General features: G+C 64.2%; 21 protein-coding genes. 14 read left to right on the forward strand and 7 right to left on the reverse strand.

Annotation, left to right across the window (positions count from 1 at the left end; all coding sequences use genetic code 11):
- Nucleotides 1-18: 18 nt before the first annotated feature.
- Nucleotides 19-882 carry a type 1 glutamine amidotransferase domain-containing protein gene (locus CAG22_RS05645; protein WP_085704840.1) on the reverse strand — a complete coding sequence of 288 codons (864 nt, stop codon included), beginning with the start codon at nt 880-882 and terminating at the stop codon, nt 19-21.
- A 118-nt stretch (nt 883-1,000) separates the two neighbouring features.
- On the opposite strand from CAG22_RS05645, the gene CAG22_RS05650 reads away from it, so the two are divergent.
- From CAG22_RS05650 to CAG22_RS05705, 11 genes are all read left to right on the forward strand, one after another.
- Nucleotides 1,001-1,936 carry a LysR substrate-binding domain-containing protein gene (locus CAG22_RS05650; protein WP_085704933.1) on the forward strand — a complete coding sequence of 312 codons (936 nt, stop codon included), beginning with the start codon at nt 1,001-1,003 and terminating at the stop codon, nt 1,934-1,936.
- Nucleotides 1,937-1,984: 48 nt separating this feature from the next.
- Nucleotides 1,985-3,322, forward strand: a complete 1,338-nt coding sequence (locus CAG22_RS05655; protein WP_085704842.1) for a UDP-glucose/GDP-mannose dehydrogenase family protein — start codon at nt 1,985-1,987, stop codon at nt 3,320-3,322.
- On the forward strand, nt 3,310-4,284 hold the full coding sequence (locus CAG22_RS05660) for an NAD-dependent epimerase/dehydratase family protein (protein WP_085704844.1): 975 nt from the start codon (nt 3,310-3,312) through the stop codon (nt 4,282-4,284). The genes CAG22_RS05655 and CAG22_RS05660 overlap by 13 nt, the downstream gene beginning before the upstream one ends.
- 34 nt (nt 4,285-4,318) lie before the next feature.
- A complete protein-coding gene (locus CAG22_RS05665; RefSeq protein WP_075045110.1) occupies nt 4,319-5,062 on the forward strand; it encodes a glycosyltransferase family 2 protein in 744 nt (247 codons plus the stop codon).
- Complete coding sequence (locus CAG22_RS05670) at nt 5,059-5,331, forward strand: lipid-A-disaccharide synthase N-terminal domain-containing protein (RefSeq protein ID WP_025338958.1); 273 nt, start codon at nt 5,059-5,061, stop codon at nt 5,329-5,331. Before CAG22_RS05665 ends, CAG22_RS05670 begins: the two co-directional genes overlap by 4 nt.
- Nucleotides 5,332-5,334: 3 nt before the next feature.
- Nucleotides 5,335-6,855, forward strand: coding sequence for a glycosyltransferase family 39 protein (locus tag CAG22_RS05675; protein ID WP_085704846.1), 1,521 nt, complete (start codon nt 5,335-5,337; stop codon nt 6,853-6,855).
- 193 nt (nt 6,856-7,048) lie between these two features.
- Nucleotides 7,049-8,269 (forward strand): putative DNA modification/repair radical SAM protein, encoded by a 1,221-nt coding sequence (locus CAG22_RS05680; RefSeq protein ID WP_075045108.1) that lies wholly within the window; start codon nt 7,049-7,051, stop codon nt 8,267-8,269.
- On the forward strand, nt 8,260-9,102 hold the full coding sequence (locus tag CAG22_RS05685; protein ID WP_085704848.1) for a TIGR03915 family putative DNA repair protein: 843 nt from the start codon (nt 8,260-8,262) through the stop codon (nt 9,100-9,102). Before CAG22_RS05680 ends, CAG22_RS05685 begins: the two co-directional genes overlap by 10 nt.
- A gap of 202 nt (nt 9,103-9,304) precedes the next feature.
- The gene (treS, locus tag CAG22_RS05690; RefSeq protein ID WP_085704850.1) at nt 9,305-11,371 is read left to right on the forward strand and encodes a maltose alpha-D-glucosyltransferase; all 2,067 of its coding nucleotides are present in this window, start codon (nt 9,305-9,307) and stop codon (nt 11,369-11,371) included.
- Between the two features lie 394 nt (nt 11,372-11,765).
- Nucleotides 11,766-12,392: a riboflavin synthase gene (locus tag CAG22_RS05700; protein ID WP_025338953.1), complete on the forward strand. Its 627-nt coding sequence runs from the start codon at nt 11,766-11,768 to the stop codon at nt 12,390-12,392.
- 10 nt (nt 12,393-12,402) lie between these two features.
- Entirely contained in the window at nt 12,403-13,104 is a 702-nt protein-coding gene (locus tag CAG22_RS05705; protein WP_085704852.1) for a YoaK family protein, read from the forward strand.
- Here the strand turns inward: CAG22_RS05705 and proP are convergent, their stop codons facing one another.
- From proP to glaH, 6 genes are all read right to left on the reverse strand, one after another.
- On the reverse strand, nt 13,105-14,607 hold the full coding sequence (gene proP / locus CAG22_RS05710) for a glycine betaine/L-proline transporter ProP (RefSeq protein WP_085591202.1): 1,503 nt from the start codon (nt 14,605-14,607) through the stop codon (nt 13,105-13,107). It lies immediately after the preceding gene.
- 159 nt (nt 14,608-14,766) lie between these two features.
- Nucleotides 14,767-15,741, reverse strand: a complete 975-nt coding sequence (hemB, locus tag CAG22_RS05715; protein WP_013972900.1) for a porphobilinogen synthase — start codon at nt 15,739-15,741, stop codon at nt 14,767-14,769.
- A 207-nt stretch (nt 15,742-15,948) separates the two neighbouring features.
- Nucleotides 15,949-16,842, reverse strand: coding sequence for a PA4780 family RIO1-like protein kinase (locus tag CAG22_RS05720; RefSeq protein WP_025338950.1), 894 nt, complete (start codon nt 16,840-16,842; stop codon nt 15,949-15,951).
- Nucleotides 16,843-16,929: 87 nt separating this feature from the next.
- Nucleotides 16,930-18,321, reverse strand: coding sequence for a GABA permease (gene gabP / locus CAG22_RS05725; RefSeq protein WP_085692689.1), 1,392 nt, complete (start codon nt 18,319-18,321; stop codon nt 16,930-16,932).
- Nucleotides 18,322-18,472: 151 nt separating this feature from the next.
- Nucleotides 18,473-19,723, reverse strand: a complete 1,251-nt coding sequence (gene lhgO, locus CAG22_RS05730; protein WP_085692688.1) for an L-2-hydroxyglutarate oxidase — start codon at nt 19,721-19,723, stop codon at nt 18,473-18,475.
- A 114-nt stretch (nt 19,724-19,837) separates the two neighbouring features.
- Complete coding sequence (gene glaH, locus CAG22_RS05735) at nt 19,838-20,815, reverse strand: glutarate dioxygenase GlaH (protein WP_075045100.1); 978 nt, start codon at nt 20,813-20,815, stop codon at nt 19,838-19,840.
- Between the two features lie 195 nt (nt 20,816-21,010).
- On the opposite strand from glaH, the gene csiR reads away from it, so the two are divergent.
- The 3 genes from csiR (at nt 21,011) to CAG22_RS05750 (ending at nt 23,967) form a co-directional block, all read left to right on the forward strand.
- Nucleotides 21,011-21,706: a DNA-binding transcriptional regulator CsiR gene (gene csiR, locus CAG22_RS05740; protein ID WP_015270630.1), complete on the forward strand. Its 696-nt coding sequence runs from the start codon at nt 21,011-21,013 to the stop codon at nt 21,704-21,706.
- A gap of 211 nt (nt 21,707-21,917) precedes the next feature.
- Complete coding sequence (locus CAG22_RS05745; protein ID WP_025338946.1) at nt 21,918-22,598, forward strand: response regulator transcription factor; 681 nt, start codon at nt 21,918-21,920, stop codon at nt 22,596-22,598.
- Nucleotides 22,576-23,967, forward strand: coding sequence for a HAMP domain-containing sensor histidine kinase (locus CAG22_RS05750; protein ID WP_085591211.1), 1,392 nt, complete (start codon nt 22,576-22,578; stop codon nt 23,965-23,967). Before CAG22_RS05745 ends, CAG22_RS05750 begins: the two co-directional genes overlap by 23 nt.
- Nucleotides 23,968-23,992 lie beyond the last annotated feature (25 nt).

Consider the following 23,992-nt stretch of genomic DNA (forward strand, 5'->3'; position numbering starts at 1 on the left):
TGCAGGCCACTTGTAAGTCTAGATGCCTTGATCAGAGGGCTTTGCCTGCCGGGCCAACTTTTCCAGCAGTACCTTGGCCAGCGCCTTGTCCGAGAACGGGTTCTGCCCGGTGATCAGTTCGCGGTCCACCACCACATTGGGTTGCCAGGCCTTGGCGTAGCCCATGTCGCCCCCTGCCATTGCCATGGCGTTGGCCGGGTAGAACAACAGCCTCTGGTCCTTGAGCGAACCTTCGAACACCTGCTCCTCCGGGTCGGAGAAGATGGTCATCTTGTAACCCTTGTACAGCCAGTCTGTGGCTGCCGGCTTTTCACCACGCGCCAGCGCCGACTGGTAGCTCGCCGGGTCCTGCTGAGCCGAGAGCAAGGCGATGGGGCCGTGGCAGATGGCGGCTGTGGGCTTGCCGGCCTGGTGGAAATGCCGCAGCAAGGCGCCCACGTCCGGGTTGTTGGCCAGGTCGATCAAGGGCGCATGGCCGCCGGGGATGAACAGTCCGGCATAGCGGCCCAGGTCACCTGCCAGTACCTCTTTTACCGACAGGGTATCGTCAATGCCCGGCAGGCCTTGCACGACTTTCTCGATCCGGCGCATCTCCACCGCATCGCCGGCAAAGTAACGCGGGTCGATCGAACGCTGGTCGACGCTCGGGGCATTACCCTTGGGGGTTACCAGCACCAGCTTGTAGCCAGCCTTGAGCAATTGGTCGGCTGGCACGCCGAACTCGTTGAGGTAGTAGCCAGTGGCGTAGCGCTTGCCGTCCTGCAGGGGCAGCTGGTTCTCGCTGGACAACAGCACCAGCACCTCTCCTTTGGGCGCAGCTTGGGCGCCAGCGGCAAGCAGGGTGCTGGCAACAGCCAGGGCAAGCCGGGACATCTTGGTCATGCAACAATCTCCTGATCAGGCAAAAAGAGCCGTCCGCTCATATCGGCGGGATGCGTTCATGCTAATGGCAAGGCTATGATTCGATAATTCGAAAGCTCTCATGTCTGCGATCCAGAAAATGAATATCTCCAGCAAGGACCTCAACCTGCTGTACCTGTTTCATGTGCTGTATCAGGAACGCAACGCCACCCTCGCCGCCCAGCGCATGGCGCTGAGCCAGCCCGCGCTCAGCCACAAGCTCAACAAGCTGCGCCATCAGTTTGGCGACCCGCTGTTCGTCCGCGCGCCCAGGGGCCTGACCCCGACGCCACGCGCCCACGAACTGGCGCCCGAGGTAGAACGCCTGGTAGTGGGCCTGGAGGGCTTCTATGAACGCTGCGAAGGGCAGGACTTCCTCGCCCGCCCTGCCCGCCTGCACCTGTACAGCACCGATTTTGTCGAGCAGACCCTGTTGCCCAGGCTGTTGCCGATCCTGCGCAGCCAGGCACCGAACCTCACGCTGGTCACCTGTAACACCCGCGGCCAGCTGCCTCGCGAAGAACTGGAGAAAGGCACCTGTGACCTGGCCGTTGCCGGCTTCTACACCGACCTGCCGGAAACCTTCCACCAACAGCGCCTGCTCAGAGAACACTTGGTAGTGCTGGCCTCGCGCAGCCATTCCGGCCTGGAAAACGGCCTGGGCCTGGATACCTTCCTCGCCAGCGACCACCTGCTCACCACCCTCACCGGCGACCTCGATGGCCTGGTCGACCGCGCCTTGCGCAGCCAGGGCATGCAACGACGGGTCGTGGCTGGCCTGTCGAGCTTCGTGGCCCCCACGCGCCTGCTGCGCGGCACCGACCTGCTGCTCACCTGCCTGAGCTCGCTGGCCATCGAAGCCACCGAGCGTGATGACGACCTGCGCATGTACCCGCTGCCGCTGACATTGCCCGCAATCGAGGTGATGCAGATATGGCATGAACGCACCCACGCCGACCCGTTGCGGCGCTGGTTCCGCCAGCAGCTGTGGAACGTCGCCCAGGAAGCAGCGGCCTGCGCAAGTAACAATATCTAAACAACGTTGTGACATTTTTTTTCAGCTTTCTCGCCAAGGAGCTGTCAAATGAAGGTCACGGTTTTCGGTACCGGCTATGTCGGCCTCACCCAGGCAGTGTGCCTGGCCCAGGTGGGGCACTCGGTGTTGTGCATGGATGTCGACGCCGAGCGGGTCGCCAGCCTCAATGCAGGCCATTGCCCGATCTTCGAGCCCGGCCTTGCGCCGATGCTGGAGAAGAACCTGGCCTGCGGTCGCCTGCGTTTCACCACCGACGCCAGCGAAGCGGCCAACTACGCCAGGTTGCAGTTCATTGCCGTCGGCACCCCGCCACAGGCCGATGGCAGCGCCGACCTGAAGCACGTGTTCGCCGTAGTCGACAGCATCCTCGAACATGCCGACGGCCCCAAGCTGATCGTCAACAAATCCACCGCGCCGGTCGGCACGGTGCACCGCATCAAGGCGCGCATCGCCCAGGCCGTGGCCGATACCAGCCGCTTCCACGTCGTCAGCAACCCCGAGTTCCTCAAGGAAGGCTCGGCAGTTGATGACTGCATGCGCCCGGAGCGCATCATCATCGGTGGCGCGGAACCTGCCGAGGTGGAGTTGCTGCGCGAGCTGTACCTGCCGTTCAGCCGCAACCGCGAAAAGCTCATGGTCATGGATGCGCGCAGCGCCGAGCTGACCAAGTACGCGGCCAACTGCATGCTGGCGACCAAGATCTCGTTCATCAACGAAATCGCCAACCTGGCCGAGCACTTGGGCGCCGACATCGAAATGGTGCGCCGTGGCATCGGCTCGGACCCGCGCATCGGCTACGACTTCATCTATGCCGGCTGCGGTTTTGGCGGCTCGTGCTTCCCCAAGGACCTGCAAGCCCTGCGCCGCAGCGCCGAGGCCGAAGGCTTCGAGCCGCAGCTGCTGCGTGCGGTGGAATCGGTCAACGAGCAGCAAAAGGGCCGGCTGTTCAGCAAGATCCAGCGCCACTACCCACGCGGCCTGCGGGGCAAGGTCTTCGCCTTGTGGGGGCTGTCGTTCAAGCCCAATACCAATGATATCCGCGAGGCCTCCAGCCGGGTCCTGCTGGAAGCGCTGTGGGCCGCCGGCGCGCGGGTGCAGGCCCATGACCCGCAGGCCATGGAAGAAATCCAGCGGCACTATGGCCCGCGCGCCGACCTGCAACTGGTGCCATGCAAGGACGATGCACTGCGCGGCGCCGATGCCCTGGTGATCGTCACCGAATGGCAGGATTACCGCGTGCTCAACCTGGACAAGGTGCCGCAACAGCTGGCCGACCGGGTGGTGTTCGACGGGCGCAACCTGTTCGAACCCGAACACATGGCCGCCGCCGGCCTGACTTACTACGGCATCGGCCGTGGCCAGGTGCAGCCAGCATGCCCGTACTGATTACCGGCGTGGCCGGCTTCATCGGCTACCACGTTTCGCGGCGCCTGTGCGAAGCAGGCATCGAGGTGGTCGGCATCGACAACCTCAATGCCTACTACAGCGTCCAACTGAAGCTGGCGCGCCTGCAGCAGCTGTTCGGCTTTGCCAATTTCCGCTTCCACACCCTCGACATCGCCCACCCGAGCGAACTGCAACAGCTGTTCGCCGGCCAGGCGTTCAGTGAGGTGATCCACCTGGCGGCCCAGGCCGGGGTGCGCTATTCGCTGGACAACCCCGGCGCCTATGGCCAGGCCAACCTGGTCGGCTTTCTCAACATCCTCGAGGCCTGCCGCCAGCAGCCGCCCCGCCACCTGATCTACGCCTCCAGCAGTTCGGTGTACGGCGCCAACGCCAAGCTGCCGTTCAGCGTCGACGACCCGGTCGAGCAACCGTTGTCGCTGTATGCCGCCAGCAAGCGCGCCAATGAACTGATGGCGCACAGCTACGCGCACCTGTACCAGCTGCCGACCACCGGCCTGCGCTTCTTTACCGTATACGGCCCCTGGGGCCGCCCCGACATGGCGCCGTTCAAATTCACCCGCGCCATGCTCGAGGGCCGGCCGATCGAGGTCTACAACAACGGCCTGATGGGGCGCGACTTCACCTACATCGACGACATCGTCGAGAGCATTGTGCGCCTGCGCCTGAAGCCGCCACTGCCGGCCGAGGGGCAGCCGCCCTGCCAGCTGTTCAACATCGGCCGAGGCCAGCCGGTACGCCTGCTGCATTTCGTCGAATGCCTGGAGCGTGCCTTGGGCATCAAGGCCCGACGCGACTACCTGCCGCTGCAAGCAGGTGATGTGCTGGAAACCTGGGCCGACGTCGGCTCGCTGGCACGCTGGATCGACTACACCCCCGGCACATCGCTGGAACACGGCGTCAACGCCTTCGTTGGCTGGTACCGGGATTTCTACCGGGTCTGAGCCGCGCAATCACAACAAGATCACAGGTAGCCTCATGACAGATCCACTTGACCTCTCGGTGCTCATTCCCGCCAGGAACGAGGTCGACAACCTGCCGTCACTCTTGATGGAAATACGCATCGCACTGGCGGCCGAAGACCATGAAGTACTGGTGGTCGATGACGGCAGCAGCGACCGCACCCTGAGCGTACTGCTGCAACTGAAAAGCCAGGGCTACACGCAACTGCGCATCCTCCGTCACGAGCGCTCGCTGGGCCAGAGCACCTCGCTGTGGCATGCCGCCCAGGCGGCGCGCGGGCGCTGGCTGGCGACCCTGGACGGTGACGGCCAGAACGACCCGGCGGACATCCCCGGCATGCTGGCCCTGGTGCGCGCCAACCAGGACCTGGCCGGCGGCGTCAAGCTGGTGGCCGGGCACCGGGTCAACCGCCGCGACAGCGCCAGCAAACGCTGGGCGTCGCGGCTTGCCAACGGCCTGCGCAGCCGCTTGCTCAAGGACGCCACGCCAGACACCGGCTGCGGGCTGAAACTGATCGAACGCGCGGCCTTCCTGCGCCTGCCCTACTTCGACCACATGCACCGCTTCATCCCGGCGCTGATCCTGCGCCACAACGGCCGCATGCTGGTGCACCCGGTCAACCACCGGCCACGTCAGGCCGGGGTGTCCAAGTACGGCAACCTGGACCGCGCCCTGGTCGGCATCCTCGACCTGTTCGGGGTCTGGTGGCTGATCCGGCGCACCCGCCTGGACACGCGCCCCCAGGAGTTCGAAGGATGACCCGCGAAACCCTGTGGCTGGTCATCGGTTTCGCCGGCCAGGCCGTATTTACCGGGCGCTTCGTGTTGCAGTGGCTGTACAGCGAGTTCAAGCGCCGCAGCGTGATCCCGGTGGGTTTCTGGTACCTGAGCATGCTCGGCAGCGCGCTGCTGCTGACCTACGCCATCTATCGCCAGGACCCGGTGTTCATCATCGGCCAGAGCTTCGGCTTCCTGGTCTACCTGCGCAACCTGCAGCTGATCGCTCGCCACCAGGAACAGAAGGAATAGCCCTTGCCAAGGTTCAACACGCTCGGGGCCGAACGCCTGGCCCTGATTGCCCTCGCGGTGTTGCTGGTGGGCGCGGGTATCGGCTGGCGCCAGCCGATGAACGTGGATGAAGAACGCTTTCTCGGCGTCGCCCTGGAAATGCTGCAGAGCGGCAACTGGTTCATCCCGCACCGGGCGGCGGAAATCTACGGCGACAAGCCGCCGCTGTTCATGTGGACCGTGGCCCTGTTCAGCCACCTCACCGGCTCGCCCAAGGTTGCCCTGTACCTGCCTGGGCTGCTGTCGGCGGCGACCATTACCTGGGTGCTGCATGACCTGGGGCGGCGCCTGTGGAACCGACGCATCGGCGTGATCGCCGCCTTGCTGTTCCTGGCCACCTACCAGAGCTACAGCATCCTGCGCACCGGGCAGATCGACAGCTTCCTGTGCCTGTGGGTGGCACTGGGTTTCTACGGCATGCTGCGCCACTTGCTGCTCGGGCCGGCCTGGGGCTGGTTCTACCTGGCCTGCGCGGCGATGGGCCTGGGAATTATCAGCAAGGGCGTGGGCTTTGTCCCGGCGCTGCTATTGCTGCCCTATGCCTGGGCGGTGCGCCACCGCTGGCACGGGGTGGTGGCCATGCCCGGCCAGGGTTGGCGCTGGAGCCTGGGGCTGGCGTGGCTGCTGGCCGGTTGCGCGGTGTGGCTGCTGCCACTGCTGGTTTCGATTGCCCATGGTGGTGGCGCGGCGGAGCTGGCCTACCTGAAGGAAATACTCCTGCGCCAGACCGCCAGCCGCTATGCCAATGCCTGGGACCATCGCGAACCGTTCTGGTACTTCTTCGTCAAGGTCATCCCCAAATACTGGCTGCCACTGGTGCTGGCCCTGCCCTGGCTGGTACCGGCCTGGCGCCGGCAACTGCAAAAACGCGACGGGCGCTTTCTGCTGCTGCTCGGCTGGGTGGTGCTGGTGCTGTTGTTTTTCAGCCTCAGCAGCGGCAAGCGCAAGCTGTATATCTTCCCGGCGCTGCCGGGCCTCGTGCTGGCCATCGCGCCACTGCTGCCGTGGCTGCTCAAGCGCTGGCTGCAGCGCCGGCCAGCCTGGCGCAAGGCGTTCACTGCCGTGGCCCTGGCATGGTTCGCGCTGTGGTTCGCACGCGGCTTCGTCGAGCCGCTGAAGGAAGGCCGCAACCCGCATGAAACATTGATGAGTGAAGCCGCACGGGCCACCGGCGGCGCCGAGTTGGTGCTGGTCAACTGGCGCGAGGGGCATTGGCTGTTTGCCCGGCAACCCATCGTGCACTTCGGTTTCACCGGCCAGCCCAGGGCGGACACGGCCGCTTACTGGCTGCGCCACAACCCCACGGCCTTCGCCCTGGTACCGGCTTCGGAGCTGGGCCGCTGCTTCAGTGCCGACAAGGCACGCAGGCTGGGCGAGACCTCGCGCGCAGAGTGGTATGTGGTCGGTGCCGATGCCGATAACGGCCAGTGCCAGGCCACGGCCCCCAGCCACGTCTACCACTTCGCCTGGACGGGCTCGCCTTAGTGCCTGCCAACGTTTTTGCAGGACTTCGCGGGCACGCTTGCTCCCAAAGGTTTGGCGCCGAGCTCAGGCTACGCGCTAACCCTGTGGGAGCGGGCTGCCCGCCAAGGTAGTCGGGCATGGCCGGCGCACAATCGCTTGCAATCCGTCACATCTCAAAATACTGTATGAATATTCAGTATCACAGGTCAGCCCCATGCAACTCATCGCCAAACTCGGCATCCTTGCCGATGCTGCCAAGTACGACGCATCCTGTGCCAGCAGTGGCGCACCCAAGCGCAACTCGCGCGGGGCTGATGGCCTGGGTGCTACCAATGGCATGGGCATCTGCCACAGCTACACTCCCGACGGGCGCTGCGTCTCGCTGCTCAAGGTGCTACTGACCAACTTTTGCCTCTACGACTGCCAGTACTGCGTCAACCGCCGCTCCAGCAACGTGCCACGCGCGCGCTTCAGCCCCGAGGAAGTGGTCCGGCTGACCCTGGACTTCTACCGGCGCAACTGCATCAGCGGCCTGTTCCTCAGCTCCGGCATCATCCGGTCTGCTGACTACACCATGGAGCAGCTGATCCGCGTGGCGAAGCTGTTGCGCGAAGAGCACGACTTCCGTGGCTACATCCACCTCAAGACCATCCCCGATGCCGACCCGTTGCTGATCGAAGAGGCCGGGCGCCTGGCAGACCGGCTCAGCGTCAACATCGAGCTGCCGACCGACGCCAGCCTGAAACGCCTGGCACCGGAGAAACAGGCGCACACCATTCGCCAGGCCATGGGCGTGATCCACCAGGGCCAGCAAGCCGTGGCCCACGAACCCAAGGCGCCGCGCTTTACCCCGGCCGGGCAAAGCACCCAGGTGATCGTCGGGGCCGACAGCACCGACGACAGCACATTGCTGCGCAATGCCGAATCGCTGTACCAAGGCTACGGCCTCAAGCGCGTGTACTACTCCGCCTTCAGCCCCATCCCTGACAGCCCCGGCAGCGTCCCCCTGGCCGCACCACCGCTGCTGCGCGAGCACCGCCTGTACCAGGCTGACTTCCTGCTACGTGGCTATGGCTACAAGGCCGGCGAGCTGCTGGGCCAGAGCGGCAACCTGGCACTGGACATCGACCCCAAGCTGGCCTGGGCGCTGGCCAACCGCGAAGTGTTCCCGCTGGACGTGAACCGTGCCGAGCCGGCGCTACTGGCGCGCATCCCCGGCATCGGCCTGCGCAGCGTGCAGCGCCTGGTAGCCCTGCGACGCGAACGGCGCATTCGCTACGATGACCTGATCCAGTTGCGCTGCGTGCTGGACAAGGCGCGGCCGTTCATTGTCACCAGCGACTACCGCCCGGCCCAGGCCGAGCTGCGCAGCGGCCTGCTGAGGGCGCGCTTGCGTGAGCCGCAGGCGCCGGTGCAGATGGGCTTGTGGGGATGATCGCGCTCGACTGCGACGGCCTGTTCGCCACCTGGCGTGACCAGGCCCGGGCGTTGTTGGGGCATGGCATCGACCCCTCGGAGGTGACCTGGGCGCAAGGGCCGGTGGCTGATTTGCTGGCCGTACCGACAGCGCTGCCGGAAGGCTCCGGTCCTTTTCGCGCCAAGGTGCCAGCGGCGCTGTTGAGCCAGCTGGAACAGGCCGCCCGCTACCGTGGCGAGCACCGCTGGAACCTGCTTTACGAGGTACTTTGGCGGGTGGCCCATGGCGACCGCACTGCAATGCTGGCGGGTGACCGACTGGGCAGCGAGCTGCAAAGACGGATCAAGCAGGTCAATCGCGAAGCGCACCACCTGCATGCGTTTGTACGCTTCGTGCCACTACCCGAAGTATTGGCTGAACAGCTGCAACTCGACCTGGTGGCCTATCACGAGCCGGCGCATGACATTCTGGAAAGCGCCAGTGCGCATTTCGCCGACCGCCTGGGGCGTTTGCGCTGGATGATTGCCACGGCGCACGACGGCATACGCTTCGACGGCCAGGCATTCGACTACCAGCGCCAGTGCCCCGAGCCCTGGCGCCAGTGGGCCCGCAACGCCGAAGACCCTGGCGCCGAATTGTGGCGCACCTACTATCGCCATACCTTCAACCCTGCCCGCCTCAACCCCGACGCCTTGCGCCTGCACATGCCCGGGCGGTTCTGGCGACATTTGCCGGAGGGCATGCTGATTCCGCAGCTCGAAGGCCTGGCTCGGCAAGGCAAGCAACGGGATGGCCAAGCCCTGGAAGTCGCCTCCCAGGCTGGCAAACAGATCAGCAAGCCCACACGGTAGTTGCGTATTCGCAAACCTTGATCAGTGGGGATTTCTTCGCGGGCATGCCCGGTCCCACAGGTAGTGCACTGTTCTCAACGTGTGTGGAGATCCTGTGGGAGCGGGCGCGCCCGCGAAGCAGCCAAACCATACTCAAGCCGAACGATCAGCCGCCACAGCCGTCATAACCTGAGCCGCTGCCGACACGCAAAGAGGACGCGAAATGACCCAACCCGACCCGTCATACGTCAAATGGCTCGAAGACCGCGCCATGCTCAGGGCCTCCCAGCAACGCACCCACCTGTACTCGGGCCAGTCCCGCCTGTGGCAGCAGCCCTACGCCGAAGCCCAGCCCCGCCGCGCCACTGAAATCGCTTCGGTCTGGCTGACCGTCTACCCCGACGCCATCATCGCCCCCGAAGGCTGTTCGGTGCTCGCTGCCCTGGCCCACGAAGCGCTGTGGAAGCGCTTGTCGGAGATCGGCATCCAGGGCCTGCACACCGGCCCGATCAAGTTGTCCGGCGGCATTCGTGGCCGTGAACTCACCCCCAGCGTGGACGGCAACTTCGACCGCATCAGTTTCGACATCGACCCGCTGTACGGGAGCGAACAGGAGCTGATCCAGATGAGCCGCATGGCCGCCGCGCACAACGCCGTGACCATCGACGACCTGATCCCCTCGCACACGGGCAAGGGCGCCGACTTCCGCCTGGCCGAGCTGGCCCACGGCCCCTATCCGGGGCTGTACCACATGGTCGAAATCCGCGAGGAAGACTGGCCGCTGCTGCCCGAAGTGCCTGCCGGGCGCGACGCGGTCAACCTGCTGCCGGCCCAGTGCGACGAGCTCAAGGCCCGCCATTACATCGTCGGCCAGCTGCAACGGGTGATCTTCTTCGAACCAGGTGTCAAGGAAACCGACTGGAGCGCCACGCCGCCGGTGACCGGTGTAGATGGCAAGACCCGGCGCTGGGTGTACCTGCACTACTTCAAGGAAGGCCAGCCATCGCTGAACTGGCTGGACCCGACCTTCGCCGCCCAGCAGATGATCATTGGCGATGCCCTGCACGCCCTGGACTGCCTGGGTGCACGCGGCCTGCGCCTGGATGCCAACGGTTTTCTCGGTGTGGAGACCCGCGCCAGCGGCACTGCCTGGTCGGAAAGCCACCCGCTGTCGATCGTCGGCAACCAGCTGATCGGCGGCATGATCCGCAAGGCCGGCGGTTTCAGCTTCCAGGAACTGAACCTGACCCTCGACGACATCGCACAGATGTCCAGGGGCGGTGCCGACCTGTCCTACGATTTCATTACCCGGCCGGCCTACCAGCATGCGCTGCTGACCGGTGACACCGAGTTCCTGCGCCTGATGCTCAAGGAGATGCATGCCTTCGACATCGACCCGGCCTCGCTGATCCATGCCCTGCAGAACCATGACGAGCTGACCGTGGAGCTGGTGCATTTCTGGACCCTGCATGCCCACGACATGTACCTGTACAAAGGCCAGACCTTGCCCGGCGGCATCCTGCGCGAGCACATCCGCGAAGAGATCTACGAACGGCTGTCGGGCGAGCATGCGCCGTACAACCTGCGCTTCGTCACCAATGGCATAGCCTGCACCACGGCCAGCCTGATCGCTGCCGCACTGGGCATCCGCGACCTCGGGCAGATCGGGGTTGCAGAAATCGAGCTGATCCAGAAGGTGCACCTGCTGCTGGTCATGTACAACGCCATGCAGCCGGGGGTGGTGGCGCTGTCCGGCTGGGACCTGGTGGGCGCCCTGCCCTTGCCCGCCGAAGCGGTCGCGCAGCGGATGCTGGATGGCGATACCCGCTGGATTCACCGCGGCGGCTACGACCTGGCCGGGCTGGAGCCGCAGGCCCAGACGTCGGTGCGTGGCATGCCCCGTGCCCGGGCGCTGTATGGCAGCCTGGACAGCCAGCTGGAAAATGGCGATTCGTTTGCCTGCAAGGTGAAGAAGCTGCTGGCGGTGCGCCAGGCCTATGGCATCGCCACCAGCCGCCAGGTGCTGGTGCCTGAAGTCAGCAGCCCCGGCTTGCTGGTAATGGTGCATGAACTGCCGGCCGGGCGTGGCATCCAGATCACTGCGCTGAACTTTGGCCAGGAAGTGATTGCCGAGGAGCTGCAACTGACCGGGTTCACGCCGGGGCCGGTGGTGGACATGATCAATGAAACGGTCGAAGGGGATTTGACCGAGGATGGGCGCCTGATGGTGAACCTGGACCCGTATGAGGCGCTGTGCCTGCGGATCGTCAACAGCAGCGGCCATGTCTGAATTGCATTTGCCCCATTGCCTTCGCCGGTGAAGCTCAGAACGGTAGCCACGCGATACCTGTGGGAGCGGGCGCGCCCGCGAACACCGGCGTAGCCGGTGCCATCCACCGCGTCGCTTGCTTCGCGGGTAAACCCGCTCCCACAGGGCCCCAACCAACTGAAGGAATGCGCCGTACCTGTGGGAGCGGGTTCACCCGCGAACACCGGCGCAGCCGGTGCCATCCACCGCGTCGCCTGCTTCGCGGGCATGCCCGCTCCCACAGGGTGGACCCACCAGCTGAAGGAGTGCGCCATACCTGTGGGTTTCAAGTGTCCAGACAAATGGCCGGCTTGCTTTTACCGCTCCACGGGCATAGCGTTCGGAAGTTTTCTTTTCCGTGCCCAGGAGCAACTCCATGTACACCGGCATCGTCCAGGCCGTCCGCCCTCTGCTTGATGTGACCACCTACCCGGGTCACAACCAGTTCACCATCGACCTCACCCCCGAGCTGCTCGACGAGCTGAAGATCGGCGCCAGCGTCAGTGTCGAAGGCACCTGCCTGTCGGTCACCGAAATACACGGCACCCAGGTCAGGTTCGACGCCATGACCGCCACCCTCGATCGCACCAACCTGCGCAACTTCAAGGCCGGCCAGGGCGTCAACATCGAACGCTCGGCGAAGATGAACGCCGAAGTCGGCGGCCACCTGATGGCCGGCCACATCGCCACCACCGCAGAAATCGTCGAGCTGTCGATCAAGGAAACCGGCGCCTTCATCAGGTTCCGTATGCCACCGGAATGGGGCAAGTACGTGTTCCCGCGCGGCTTCATCGGGGTCAACGGCTGCAGCCTGACCGTAGCCGATGTCGAGGACAATGTGATCACCATCAACCTGATCCCGGAAACCCTGCGCCAGACCACCTTCCCCAGCTACAAGGCCGGCGAGCTGCTCAACATCGAAGTGGACCACCAGACAATGGTGCTGGTCGATGTAGTGGAGCGCACCATCAAGAGCACCCTGGCCCGCGAAATGCCTCGCTGAGTTCCCGAGGATGCTGCCCAACACCCTCCCCGCGCGCACAGCCAAGCGGCTGCGCCTGCAGATGCTGCGTGGTCGCGTGGGCCTCGGCCTGGTCGCCGGCCTGTCCGTACTGGCCGGCATGACCGATGCCATCGGCCTGCTGGCGCTGGGCGACTTCGTATCGTTCATGAGTGGCAACACCACGCGCCTGGCCGTCGCCATCAGCGATACGGACCTGGCCCTGGTGCTGCGCCTGAGTGCTGCTGTGCTGGGCTTCGTCGTCGGCAACGCCCTGGGCGTGCTACTGGCGCGCGCTTTCCGCCGTCGGGCGTGGCCGGTGCTGCTGGTAGTCGCCGCCCTGCTGGGCTTTGCAGCCGCATGGCCCTTGGCAGCCACCTTTCCAGCGCTGCTCGCTGCCACACTGGCCATGGGCATGATCAATGCCGTGGTCGAGCAGGTGAACGGCCTGCCCATCGGCCTGACCTACGTCACCGGCGCTCTGTCACGCTTCGGTCGTGGGCTGGGGCGCTGGCTGCTGGGCGAGCGGCGCGATGGCTGGCGGGTGCAACTGGTGCCTTGGGCCGGCATGCTGCTGGGCGCCTCGCTGGGTGCCTGGCTGGAGCACCACCTGGGCCTGCAGGCACTGACCGGCAGCTGTGCGCTGGCCTGCGTGCTGGCCCTGGTGTCGCGGTTCATTCCACGGACCTGGCAGCGTGGCTACATGCCACACTGATCACTCGATGCGCGGGTGCTGCTGCACCAGCAACTTGCGCTTGGCCTCCAGTTCGGCAATCTGCGCATCGATGTCCTCGATCCTTTGCTCGATGTTGTCGTGGTGCTCCTGCAGCAGCTCACGCGCTTCCTCGATATCCGATGCTGCCGGTGCCGCGCCGCGCAGCGGTTTGTTGGCGGTTTCCTTCATGGTCAGGCCGGTGACCAGCCCCACGGCGGCGATCACCATCAGGTAATAGGCCGGCATGTACAGGTTGCCAGTACTTTCCACCAGCCAGGCGGCGATGGTCGGGGTGAGGCCGGCGATCAGCACCGAGATATTGAAGGCGCTGGCGAGGGCGCTGTAGCGGATGTGCGTGGGGAACATTGCCGGTAGCGTCGAGGCCATCACGCCGATGAAGAAGTTCAGCATCACGGCAATGATCAGCAGCCCGGCAAAGATCACCCCCAGTACGCCGCTGTTGATGAGCATGAATGCCGGAATGGCCAGCGCAAACAGGCCGACGCTGCCGACGATGATAAACGGTCGACGGCCGAACTTGTCGCTGAGTAGCCCGATCATCGGCTGCACGAACAGCATGCCGACCATGATCGCGATGATGATCAGCACGCCATGGTCTTCGCTGTAGTGCAGGTTGTGCGACAGGTAGCTGGGCATGTACGTGAGCAGCATGTAGTAGGTGACGTTGGTGGCGATCACCACGCCAATGCAGGTCACGAGGCTGCGCCAGTGTTGGGTGGCCACTTCCCTGAACGACACCTTGGGCCCGGTCGCCAGGCCTTCGCGGTCGCCTTTTTCCAGCTTGTCGACGTGCTGCTGGAAGGCTGGCGTCTCCTCAAGCGCATGGCGCAGGTACAGGCCGATGATGCCCAGCGGCAAGGCGAGGAAGAACGGTAGGCGCCAACCCCATTCGAGGAACTTGTCCTCACCCAGCACCGTAGAAATCAACACCACCACACCGGCACCCAACACGAACCCGGCAATCGAGCCGAAGTCCAGCCAACTGCCGAGAAACCCCCGTTTTCGGTCTGGGGCATATTCGGCGACGAAGATCGACGCACCGGTGTACTCGCCCCCCACCGAGAAGCCCTGGGCCATCTTGGCCAGCAGCAGCAGGATCGGCGCCCAGATACCGATGCTGGCATAGGACGGTATCAGGCCGATGGCGAAGGTGCTGAGCGACATGATCACGATGGTCGCAGCGAGAATTTTCTGCCGCCCGAAGCGGTCACCCAAGGCACCGAAGAACAGCCCGCCCAGAGGCCTGATCAGAAACGGCACCGAGAACGTGGCCAACGCCGCGATCATCTGCACGCTCGGGTCGGCATTGGGGAAGAAAACCTTGCCCAGGGCGTAGGCGACGAAGCCGTAGACGCCGAAGTCGAACCACTCCATGGCATTGCCCAGGGCTGCCGCGGTGATTGCCTTGCGCATCTTGGCGTCGTCGACAATGGTGATGTCCTTCAGGCCGATTGGCTGGAGGCTTTTCTTGCGAGGTTTCATGTCCGTATCCCTGTCGATGAATGCTCTAAGGGATGAGATACAACGGGACACTAAATAATTCAGCGCTTACGGTTTTTTTGTGCTTTTCCTCACCGGTTGCGGCGCAGGCAAAGAAAAGCCGCTGCGATGGCAGCGGCTTGCATGGGCAACGGCTCGCGGTCAGATGCCTTCGCGGGCCAGGTCCATGGCGAAGTAGGTGAGGATCAGGTCGGCACCGGCACGCTTGATCGCGCCAATGCTTTCACGCACCACCCGGCCTTCGTCGATGGCGCCAGCCAGGCCGCCGAACTTGATCATCGCGTACTCGCCGCTCACCTGGTACGCCGCCAGCGGCAGGCGCGAGGCGGCACGGATATCGGCGATCACGTCGAGGTAGGCACCGGCCGGCTTGACCATCAGCACATCCGCCCCTTCCTGCTCGTCGAGCAGCGACTCACGCACGGCTTCGCGGCGGTTCATCGGGTTCATCTGGTAGCTCTTGCGGTCGCCCTTCAGCGCGGTACCACCGGCTTCACGGAACGGGCCATACAGCGACGAGGCGAACTTGGTGGAATAGGCCATGATCGCGGTGTCGTGGAAGCCGGCACCATCCAGCGCGCTGCGGATGGCCTGGACCTGGCCGTCCATCGCCGCCGACGGGGCAATGAAGTCGGCACCGGCAGCAGCGGCGATGACCGCCTGCTTGCCCAGGTTGGCCAGGGTGGCGTCGTTGTCCACGCCGTGGTCGTGCAGCACGCCGCAGTGGCCGTGGCTGGTGTATTCGCAGAAGCAGGTGTCGGACATCACCACCATTTCCGGCACGGTGTCCTTGCAGATGCGCGACATGCGCGCGACCAGGCCGTTTTCGTTCCAGGTGTCGCTGCCGACGGCGTCCAGGTTGTGCGAAACGCCAAAGGTCATCACCGACTTGATACCGGCGCGGGCATAGCGCTCGATTTCCTGGGCCAGCAGCTTCTCGGGGATGCGGTTGACGCCCGGCATGCTGGTGATCGGCACGAAGTCATCGATGCCCTCTTCGACGAAGATCGGCAGGATCAGGTCTTCAAGGCGGAACTCGGTTTCCTGGAAGATCGTGCGCAGGGACTCGTTCTGGCGCAGGCGGCGTGGACGAACGGACGGGAATTGGTTGGACATGACAGCTCCAGGGAATTTGAACGGCGTATACCTTATGCCTGTCACGCGCCAGTGAAAAGGCCAGATGACGAGATATTGTCTTGCGTCAAAGGCAATGGCTGCATTTTTCCTGTGCCGGCCTCTTCGCGGGCATGCCCGCTCCCACAAGTACTGCGCGAATCCTGTGGGAGCGGGCGTGCCCGCGAAGAGGCCGGCACAGGCAACACATTACTGCAGCCAGGGCGGCGCAGGCTCCTCTGCCCTGGCCGCCCCATGCTCAGCCTCGGCCCGCGCGGCGCGCCGGCGCGCATCATCCAGCCGGGCCGCATCGATCTCGCGCATCACCCCGGCCACGTCAGCCGCATGCTCGTCATCCTCGAACAGCCCCGTCAGCGGGCTGTCCGGGCGCAGTTCGCCCGCCTCGTACAAGGCCCACATTTCCTGCGCATACCGGGTGCTTTTCAGCTCCGGCGCAAAGCGCCCGAAATAATGGGCCATGTTGGCCACATCGCGCTGCAGCATGCTGAAGGCATGGTTGTTGGCCGCTGCATCCACCGCCTGCGGCAGGTCGATGATCACCGGCCCGTCCGGGCCAAGCAGCACGTTGAACTCCGACAGGTCGCCATGCACCAGCCCGGCACACAGCATCAGCACGATCTGGCGAATGACGAAGGCATGGAACGCCCGGGCATCCTCGGCCTCGAGGTGCACGTCGTTCAGGCGCGGGGCCGCGTCACCGTCGGCATCGGTCACCAGCTCCATCAACAGCACGCCGTCCTGGAAATCGTAGGGTTTGGGAACCCTCACGCCAGCGCCGGCCAGGCGGAACAGCGCCGCCACTTCGGCGTTCTGCCAGGCGTCTTCGGCTTCCTTGCGGCCGTACTTGCTGCCCTTGGCCATCGCCCGGGCCTGACGGCTGTTGCGAACCTTGCGGCCCTCCTGGTACTCGGCAGCCTGGCGGAAACTGCGCTTGTTGGCTTCTTTATAAACCTTGGCGCAGCGCACCTGGCTGCCACAGCGCACCACATACACGGCGGCTTCCTTGCCACTCATCAACGGCCGCAGTACTTCGTCGACCAGGCCATCTTCGATCAGGGGTTCGATTCTTTTGGGTGTCTTCATCAGGCTGCGTTCGGGGTCCTGGCTGTGATGACGGACATCCTCTCACAGCCTGATGCGACTTGCTCGTCTGTCTTCAGGCCGAACGGCTCAGGCGCCCTGCCCTACGCGGCCAACCACCACCTCGCGCGCCCGACGCCGTGTGACCAGAAGGCCCGAACACACCACCAGCACCGCCAGCACCATGGTCGATACCACTTCCAGGCGGTGGTCCGGGCGGAACAGCATCAGCACCAGCACGCCACTGATGAACAGGATCACGCCCCACGTCAGCCACGGGAACAGCCACATGCGGTAGCCCAGTGTCTTGCCCTGTGCGGTCAGGCGCTGGCGCAGGCGCAGCTGGGAAACGGCGATCACCAGGTACACCAGCAAGGCAATGGCGCCGGAGCTTGCCATGAGGAAGCCGAACACCTTGGCCGGTACCAGGTAGTTGGCGATCACTGCCAGGAAAGCTGCGCCAGTGGACAGCAGCACAGCTATCACGGGGGTGCCGCTGCGGCTGGTCACCTGGGCACAGGCCGGCGCATCACCGCGGCGGCTCAGCGAGTAGACCATGCGCGACGCGGTATACAGCGACGAGTTGAGGCAGCTGGTCACCGACGTAAGCACCACGAAGTCGATGATGGCCTTGGCATTCGGCACGCCCAGGGTGTCCAGTACCGTGACATAGGAACCTTCGGTGGCCAGGCGCGGGTCGGTCCACGGCACCAGCGCGATGACGATGAAGATCGACAGGATATAGAACAGGGTGATTCGCCAGATCACCGAGTTGGTGGCCTTGGAAATATGCTTGCCCGCTTCGTCGGATTCGGCCGCGGCGATGGTCACCACCTCGGCACCGAGGAACGAGAACATGGTAATCAGCATGGCGCTGAGCACCGCACCAAAACCGTTGGGCATGAAGCCGCCGCTATCCCACAGGCGCGACACGCCGCTGACACCAGAGCCTGGCAGCAGGCCGAAGATGGCGCACACCCCCAGCGCGATGAAACTGACGATGGCCACCACCTTCACCAACGCCAGCCAGAACTCGAACTCACCGTAGTTCTTCACGCTGAACAGGTTGGTGGCAGTCAGCAATAGAGTAATCACCAACGACAAGACCCAGATCTCCAGCTGCGGGACCCAGGAATTGATGATGGTGGCGGCGATATTGGCCTCGATGGGGATGATCAGTACCCAGAACCACCAGTACAGCCAGCCGATGGTGTAGCCGGCCCACTTGCCGATGGCGAGGTCGGCATAGGTAGAGAACGAACCGGTGTCCGGCGAGGCAACGGCCATTTCGGCCAGCATGCGCATCACCAGCACCACCAGCGCGCCGGCCAGGATATAGGCCAGGATGGTGGCTGGCCCTGCTTCGGCAATCGCACGGCCGGAGCCGACGAACAGGCCGGCACCGATCACGCCGGCAATGGACAGCATGGTGACATGCCGGGATTTCAATCCATGACTCAAATTGTTCTTGTGGGTTTGCATGGCGCTACCTTGTTGTTTTTGTCATGCCCACGCAGGGGCCGCCGGCTTGCACGTCACCGACGCAGGCGCGAAAAAGCCCGCCCTGCCCCAGGTGGTGAGTAGGGCAGTACGGGTTGAGTAAAACGAAACCGCAGAACGTATTACGGGTAGGTCAGCCGGCAGCCCGCTGACGGGGCGCCAGATCGGCCTTGGGGAAACTGCCGCCCTGGCGGCCGACCTGCTCGCATACCTTGTCGACGATGTAGGCGCCGATCGGGATGGCGGAGGTGGCGGCCGGCGACGGTGCATTGCACACGTTGACGCTGCGAGCGGTGTTGACGAACAGGAAGTCGTCGATCAGCTTGCCGTCACGCGACACGGCCTGGGCACGCACGCCGGCCGGGTAAGGCGTGAGGTCGGCCTTGGTGATGCTCGGGCAGTACTTCTGGACCTGCTTGAGGTAGCCACCCTTGAACAGCGAGTTCTTCATCTCGATCAGGCCAGGGCGGAAGTTCTTCGCCAGCACCTTGAGGATGCCGGGGGTGGTCAAGGTCTGGAACAGGTCGCCGGGGCTGATATCGCGCTTGCGGTAGCCCTCGCGCTTCATCGCCAGCACGGCGTTGGGGCCAACGGTGACGGTGCCGTCGATCATGCGTGTCAGGTGCACGCCCAGGAACGGCATGGACGGGTCGGGAATCGGGTAGATCAGGTGGTTGACGATCTGGTTGTGCTGCTTGGGCAGCAGGTAGTACTCGCCACGGAACGGGCAAATGACGAATTCGGTACGCAGGCCCAGCATGCTCACCACTCGGTCGGCCATCAGGCCCGAGCAAGTCACCAGGAAACGGCTGCGCAATTCGTCACCCTGCGTGCGCACGACCACTTCGCTGGCCAGCTCCTGCAGGCCGACCACCTCGGCGCCATAGCGGATTTCACCGCCGGCGCGCTGGAACTCGGCGCCCATGGCAGCAGTCACTTCGGCGTAATTGACGATGCCACTGGAGGGCACGAAGATGCCGCCCATGCCAACGATATTGGGCTCGCGCTCGCGCAGTTCGGCCGCCGACAGCCAGTAGCGCTCCAGACCATTGGCCGCGGTGCGCTCCCACAGCGCCTTCATGCGCTGCATTTCCAGGTCGTTGGTAGCCACCAGCAGCTTGCCGCATTCATCGAAGCGGATACCGTGCTGGGTGCAGAAAGCCTTGGTGGCCTTGTTGCCTTCCAGGCAGAAGCGCGCCTTGAGGCTGCCGGGGGTGTAATACACGCCGGCGTGGATCACGCCGCTGTTGTGGCCGGTCTGGTGGCGGGCCGGGCCGGACTCTTTCTCCAGCAGGAGAATCTTTGCATCCGGGTAGACCTTGATCAGGTGCATGGCCGTGGACATGCCCACAATGCCACCGCCAATGATGATGAAATCGTACACAGCCTTACCTCACACGCAGGCATTGCCTGACTGGCTCACCAAGGCCCGCGCGGGCCCTGGTGGCATCGTTTTGTGCAAAGACGCGTGGGCGGGCGCCCGCCCCGCGCCCTGTCATTATTGCCCGCGCTGGTACAGCGGTTTGGGGAAGGCCACGTAGCCGCGCTGGCGCATCAGTTCGCGGCGCAGGCCTTCGTGCGGCGTGAAGCGGTCGCGGCCATGCAGCCAGAACAGGTTGTTGATCAGCAGGAAGCTACCCACGCCAACCGGTACCGAAAGCTTCTTCTCGCTGCCTTCCAGCGATTCGGACAGGGCGTTCAGCCAGATGCCCTCCTCGTAGTTTTCCGGCTGCACGAACTGGTCGATGTAGCGCATGGTCGGGCGGCCTTCGGCATCGGTGTCGAATACCGAGTGGAATACATCCTCGGACACCTTCTTGCTCGGCGGTGCGGTCCAGCGCATCTCGCGACGGGCCAGCGGGTGGCGGAAGAATTCGTCGCACTGTTCCCAGTCGTCCAGGTGCAGCAGCAGCGAGTTGCCGCCTTCCATGTTCTTTTCGTCGATCTTCAGCATCAGCACGTAGTCGGTGATCTGGTTGACGAAGGTGCCGTCGTTGTGCAGCTCCATGACCCGGTGCGGCTGGCGCAGGTAGCTGTCGGAGTTGTCGGTGTTGACCACCACGAAGCGGGCATAGAACTGGCCGCTCATGGCGTCGTAGTTGGAGCGGCCGATCAGGTGTGCGCAGGCGGTGGTGAACTTGACCATGTCCTCGGCCTGGCTCACGTCATCCAGGCCGACCGGGGTGATCAGCATGCCGCCGCTGGCGCGGTTGAGGATGGTATTGAGCAGTACCGGCCGCAGGGTGCCCTGGCACAGCTCGTCGAGGATCTCGCCAACCCGGAAGCGCAGGAACGACTTGTACTCCAGCGCCTGCACCGGCCACTGGGCAACAGCCTGGACGAACGCTTCGACCGTTTCGCGGGCAAAGGTGAGCTCAAGCAGGCGCGGCGACTGTTTCGAGGGGGCGATGGTGAAACCACGCGGTTCGAGCGGCAGTGGCATCACAAGTTCGTCGATCTGCGTAAAAGCGTTCATGGCAGTGTCCTGGCAGAGAAAGTGAGTGGCGCCGTCCGGTCATGACCTGGATCAGTGCGGGCGAGCTAAAATTATCGCCATAAACGCAAAATGTCTACATTTTTATTTTTCACAGACAAAACACGTGTTTGTCCATTGTTTTTCGCCAGCGAACGCTTTCGGTATGATCGACAAAACCGTTTGAGGAACAGGACCTTGGAAGCGCTCGCCCCCCGACAAAACTCAGCATTCAGCGGGTATGAGAGGCTCAAGAAGGACATCATCCGCGGCGTGTTCAAGCCCGGAGAAAAGCTGCTGATGAGCACCCTGAAGGAACGCTACGACCTGGGCGTGGGCCCGCTGCGCGAAGCACTGTCGCAGCTGGTGGCCGAGCATCTGGTCAACGCGATCAGCCAGAAGGGCTACCGTGTGGCGCCCATGTCGCTGGACGAGATGAACGACATCTACGATGCCCGCGCCAACCTGGAGGCGATGATCATCACCCTGGCCATCGAACGTGGCGACGACGCCTGGGAGGCGTCGGTACTGGCCCATTCGCATACCCTGGCCAAGGTGGTGGAAGTGAAGACCCGCGAGCAACGCCTGGATGTATGGGACGAACGGCACAAGGCGTTCCACACGGCCATTGCCTCGGGCTGCGGCTCCAAGCACCTGCTGCAGGCGCGCACCTATCTGTTCGATCAGGCCGAGCGCTACCGGCATCTGTGGCTGACCCAGACGGTGTTTTCCGAACAGGCCCTGGAGCTCAAGCGCCAGGAGCATGCGGCATTGGTCGAGGTGATTCTGGCCCGGGACGCCAAGCGCGCAAGCGCCATGATGCGTTCGCACCTGATGACTCCGGTGCCGATCATTGCGCAGATCATGCATGCCGAGGGTATCGGCGCACGCTAGGGGGTTGCTTTGTACCTTTCAGGGCCCTATCGCCGGCAAGCCAGCTCCCACAGGTACTGCGCTGCCTTCGGGGCCTGTGGGGTCTCTGTGGGAGCTGGCTTGCCGGCGATAGGGCCAGTGCAGGCAAAACGCGCCAGATGAATTTTTCTTAAATCGCCGTTTGGCTATTCTTTGGCACAATCAAGTCTCCATTAGATGCCCGGGAACCAGCATGCCTCGCGTACTGACCATCGAAGACGACGCCGTCACCGGCCAGGAAATCGTCGCCGAACTTACCAGCCACGGCCTTGAGGTGGATTGGGCCGACAATGGCCGTGAAGGCCTGGCCAAGGCCATTGCCGGCGGCTACGACCTGATTACCCTGGACCGCATGCTGCCCGAGGTCGATGGCCTGACCATCGTCACCACCCTGCGCAGCCTCAAGATCGCCACGCCGATCCTGATGATCAGCGCCCTCTCCGACGTCGACGAGCGGGTACGCGGCCTGCGTGCCGGGGGTGACGACTACCTGACCAAACCGTTCGCCTCCGACGAGATGGCCGCGCGGGTCGAAGTGCTGCTGCGCCGCAACAGCGTGCCCATGACCCAGACCCGCCTGCAGGTCGCCGACCTGCAACTGGACCTGATCAGCCACGAAGCCCGCCGTGGCGAACAGACCCTCAACCTGCTGCCCACCGAGTACAAGCTGCTGGAGTACCTGATGCGCCATAGCGGCCAGGTGATCACGCGGATGATGATTTTCGAGGAAGTCTGGGGCTACCACTTCGACCCGGGCACCAACTTGATCGATGTGCACATCGGCCGCCTGCGCAAGAAAATCGACTCACCCGGCCAATCGCCGCTGATCCGTACGGTACGGGGCTCCGGCTATGCCATTGCTGAACCCGTCTAAGGGCTGGAGCTCCTCGACCAGCCGCCTGCTGGCGCTGTACAGCTTTCTGTTCGTGGCCTGGAGCAGCATCCTCATGGGGGTGCTGTACTTCGAGGTGTCCAGCTACCTGAACAAACTCACCCGCCATTCGATGCTGCAGCGCCAGCACCTGTTCGCGCACATGAGCGGCAAACAGCTGGACGACGCCCTGGTCGCCAGCCAGGCCTTCGAAGAGCGCAGCTTCGACGCCTACGGCCTGTTCGACAACCAGCTCAACCCGATCGGCGGGCGCATTCGCGCCATCCCGCCAGAGCTGGGGCTGGACGGCAAGGTTCACGAACTCAAGCGCTGCCTGGACGCCGACGACCCACACATGCCGCGTGACAGCTGCGACGCGGTGGCGATCAAGGTGCAGGATGGCCGCTGGCTGGTGCTGGTGCGCGACAACGGCTCGCTGTTCGTGGTCACCCGGATCATCCTGCATGCCCTGCTCTGGGGGATCTCGCTGACCCTGATCCCGGGCTTTGCCGGCTGGTACCTGCTAAGGCGCCGCCCGCTCAAGCGCATTCGCGCCATCCAGGCCCAGGCCGAACTGATCGTCGCCGGTGACCTTACCCACCGCCTGCCGCTGTCGGCCCGGCGTGACGAGCTGGACATGCTGGCGGCCATCGTCAACGCCATGCTCGACCGCATCGAGCGGCTGATGCACGAGGTCAAGGGCGTGTGCGACAACATCGCCCACGACCTGCGCACCCCGCTAACGCGCCTGCGCGCCCAGCTGTACCGCATTCGCCAGCAAAGTGACGTCGACTCCACCCAAGCCGAGGCACTGGACCAGGCCATCGGCGAAACCGACACCCTGATGGCGCGCTTTCGCGGTTTGTTGCGTATCAGCGAACTGGAAGACCGCCAGCGGCGGGCCGGTTTCGTCCAGCTTGACCCGCACGAACTGCTGGTGGAGTTGCACGACTTCTACCTGCCGCTGGCCGAAGACGTCGGCATCCGCCTGGAACTGCAGCAGCCAGCCGAACTGCCGGCATTGCACGGTGACCGCGAACTGCTGTTCGAGGCACTGGCCAACCTGGTGGGCAACGGCATCAAGTTCACGCCCGAGGGTGGGCTGGTGCGGATTACTGCGACCCAGGACGACAAGGGCCTGCGCCTGGCCATCGAGGACAGCGGGCCGGGTATTCCGGAAGAGGAACGGGCGGCAGTGCTGAAGCGCTTCTACCGTAGCGATGAAGGCCACCGCCATGCGGGGTTCGGGCTGGGGTTGTCGATCGTTGCGGCGATCGTCGACCTGCATGGGTTCGGGCTGGAGGTGGGGGAAAGCGAGCTGGGTGGAGCGAGGCTGGTACTGCACTGCCCGCTCGCCGGGCTAGCCAAATAGAAGCTGGGGCCGCTATGCGGCCCAT

The organism is Pseudomonas sp. B8(2017), assembly GCF_002113575.1.
Taxonomy (GTDB): Bacteria; Pseudomonadota; Gammaproteobacteria; order Pseudomonadales; family Pseudomonadaceae; genus Aquipseudomonas; species Aquipseudomonas putida_Z.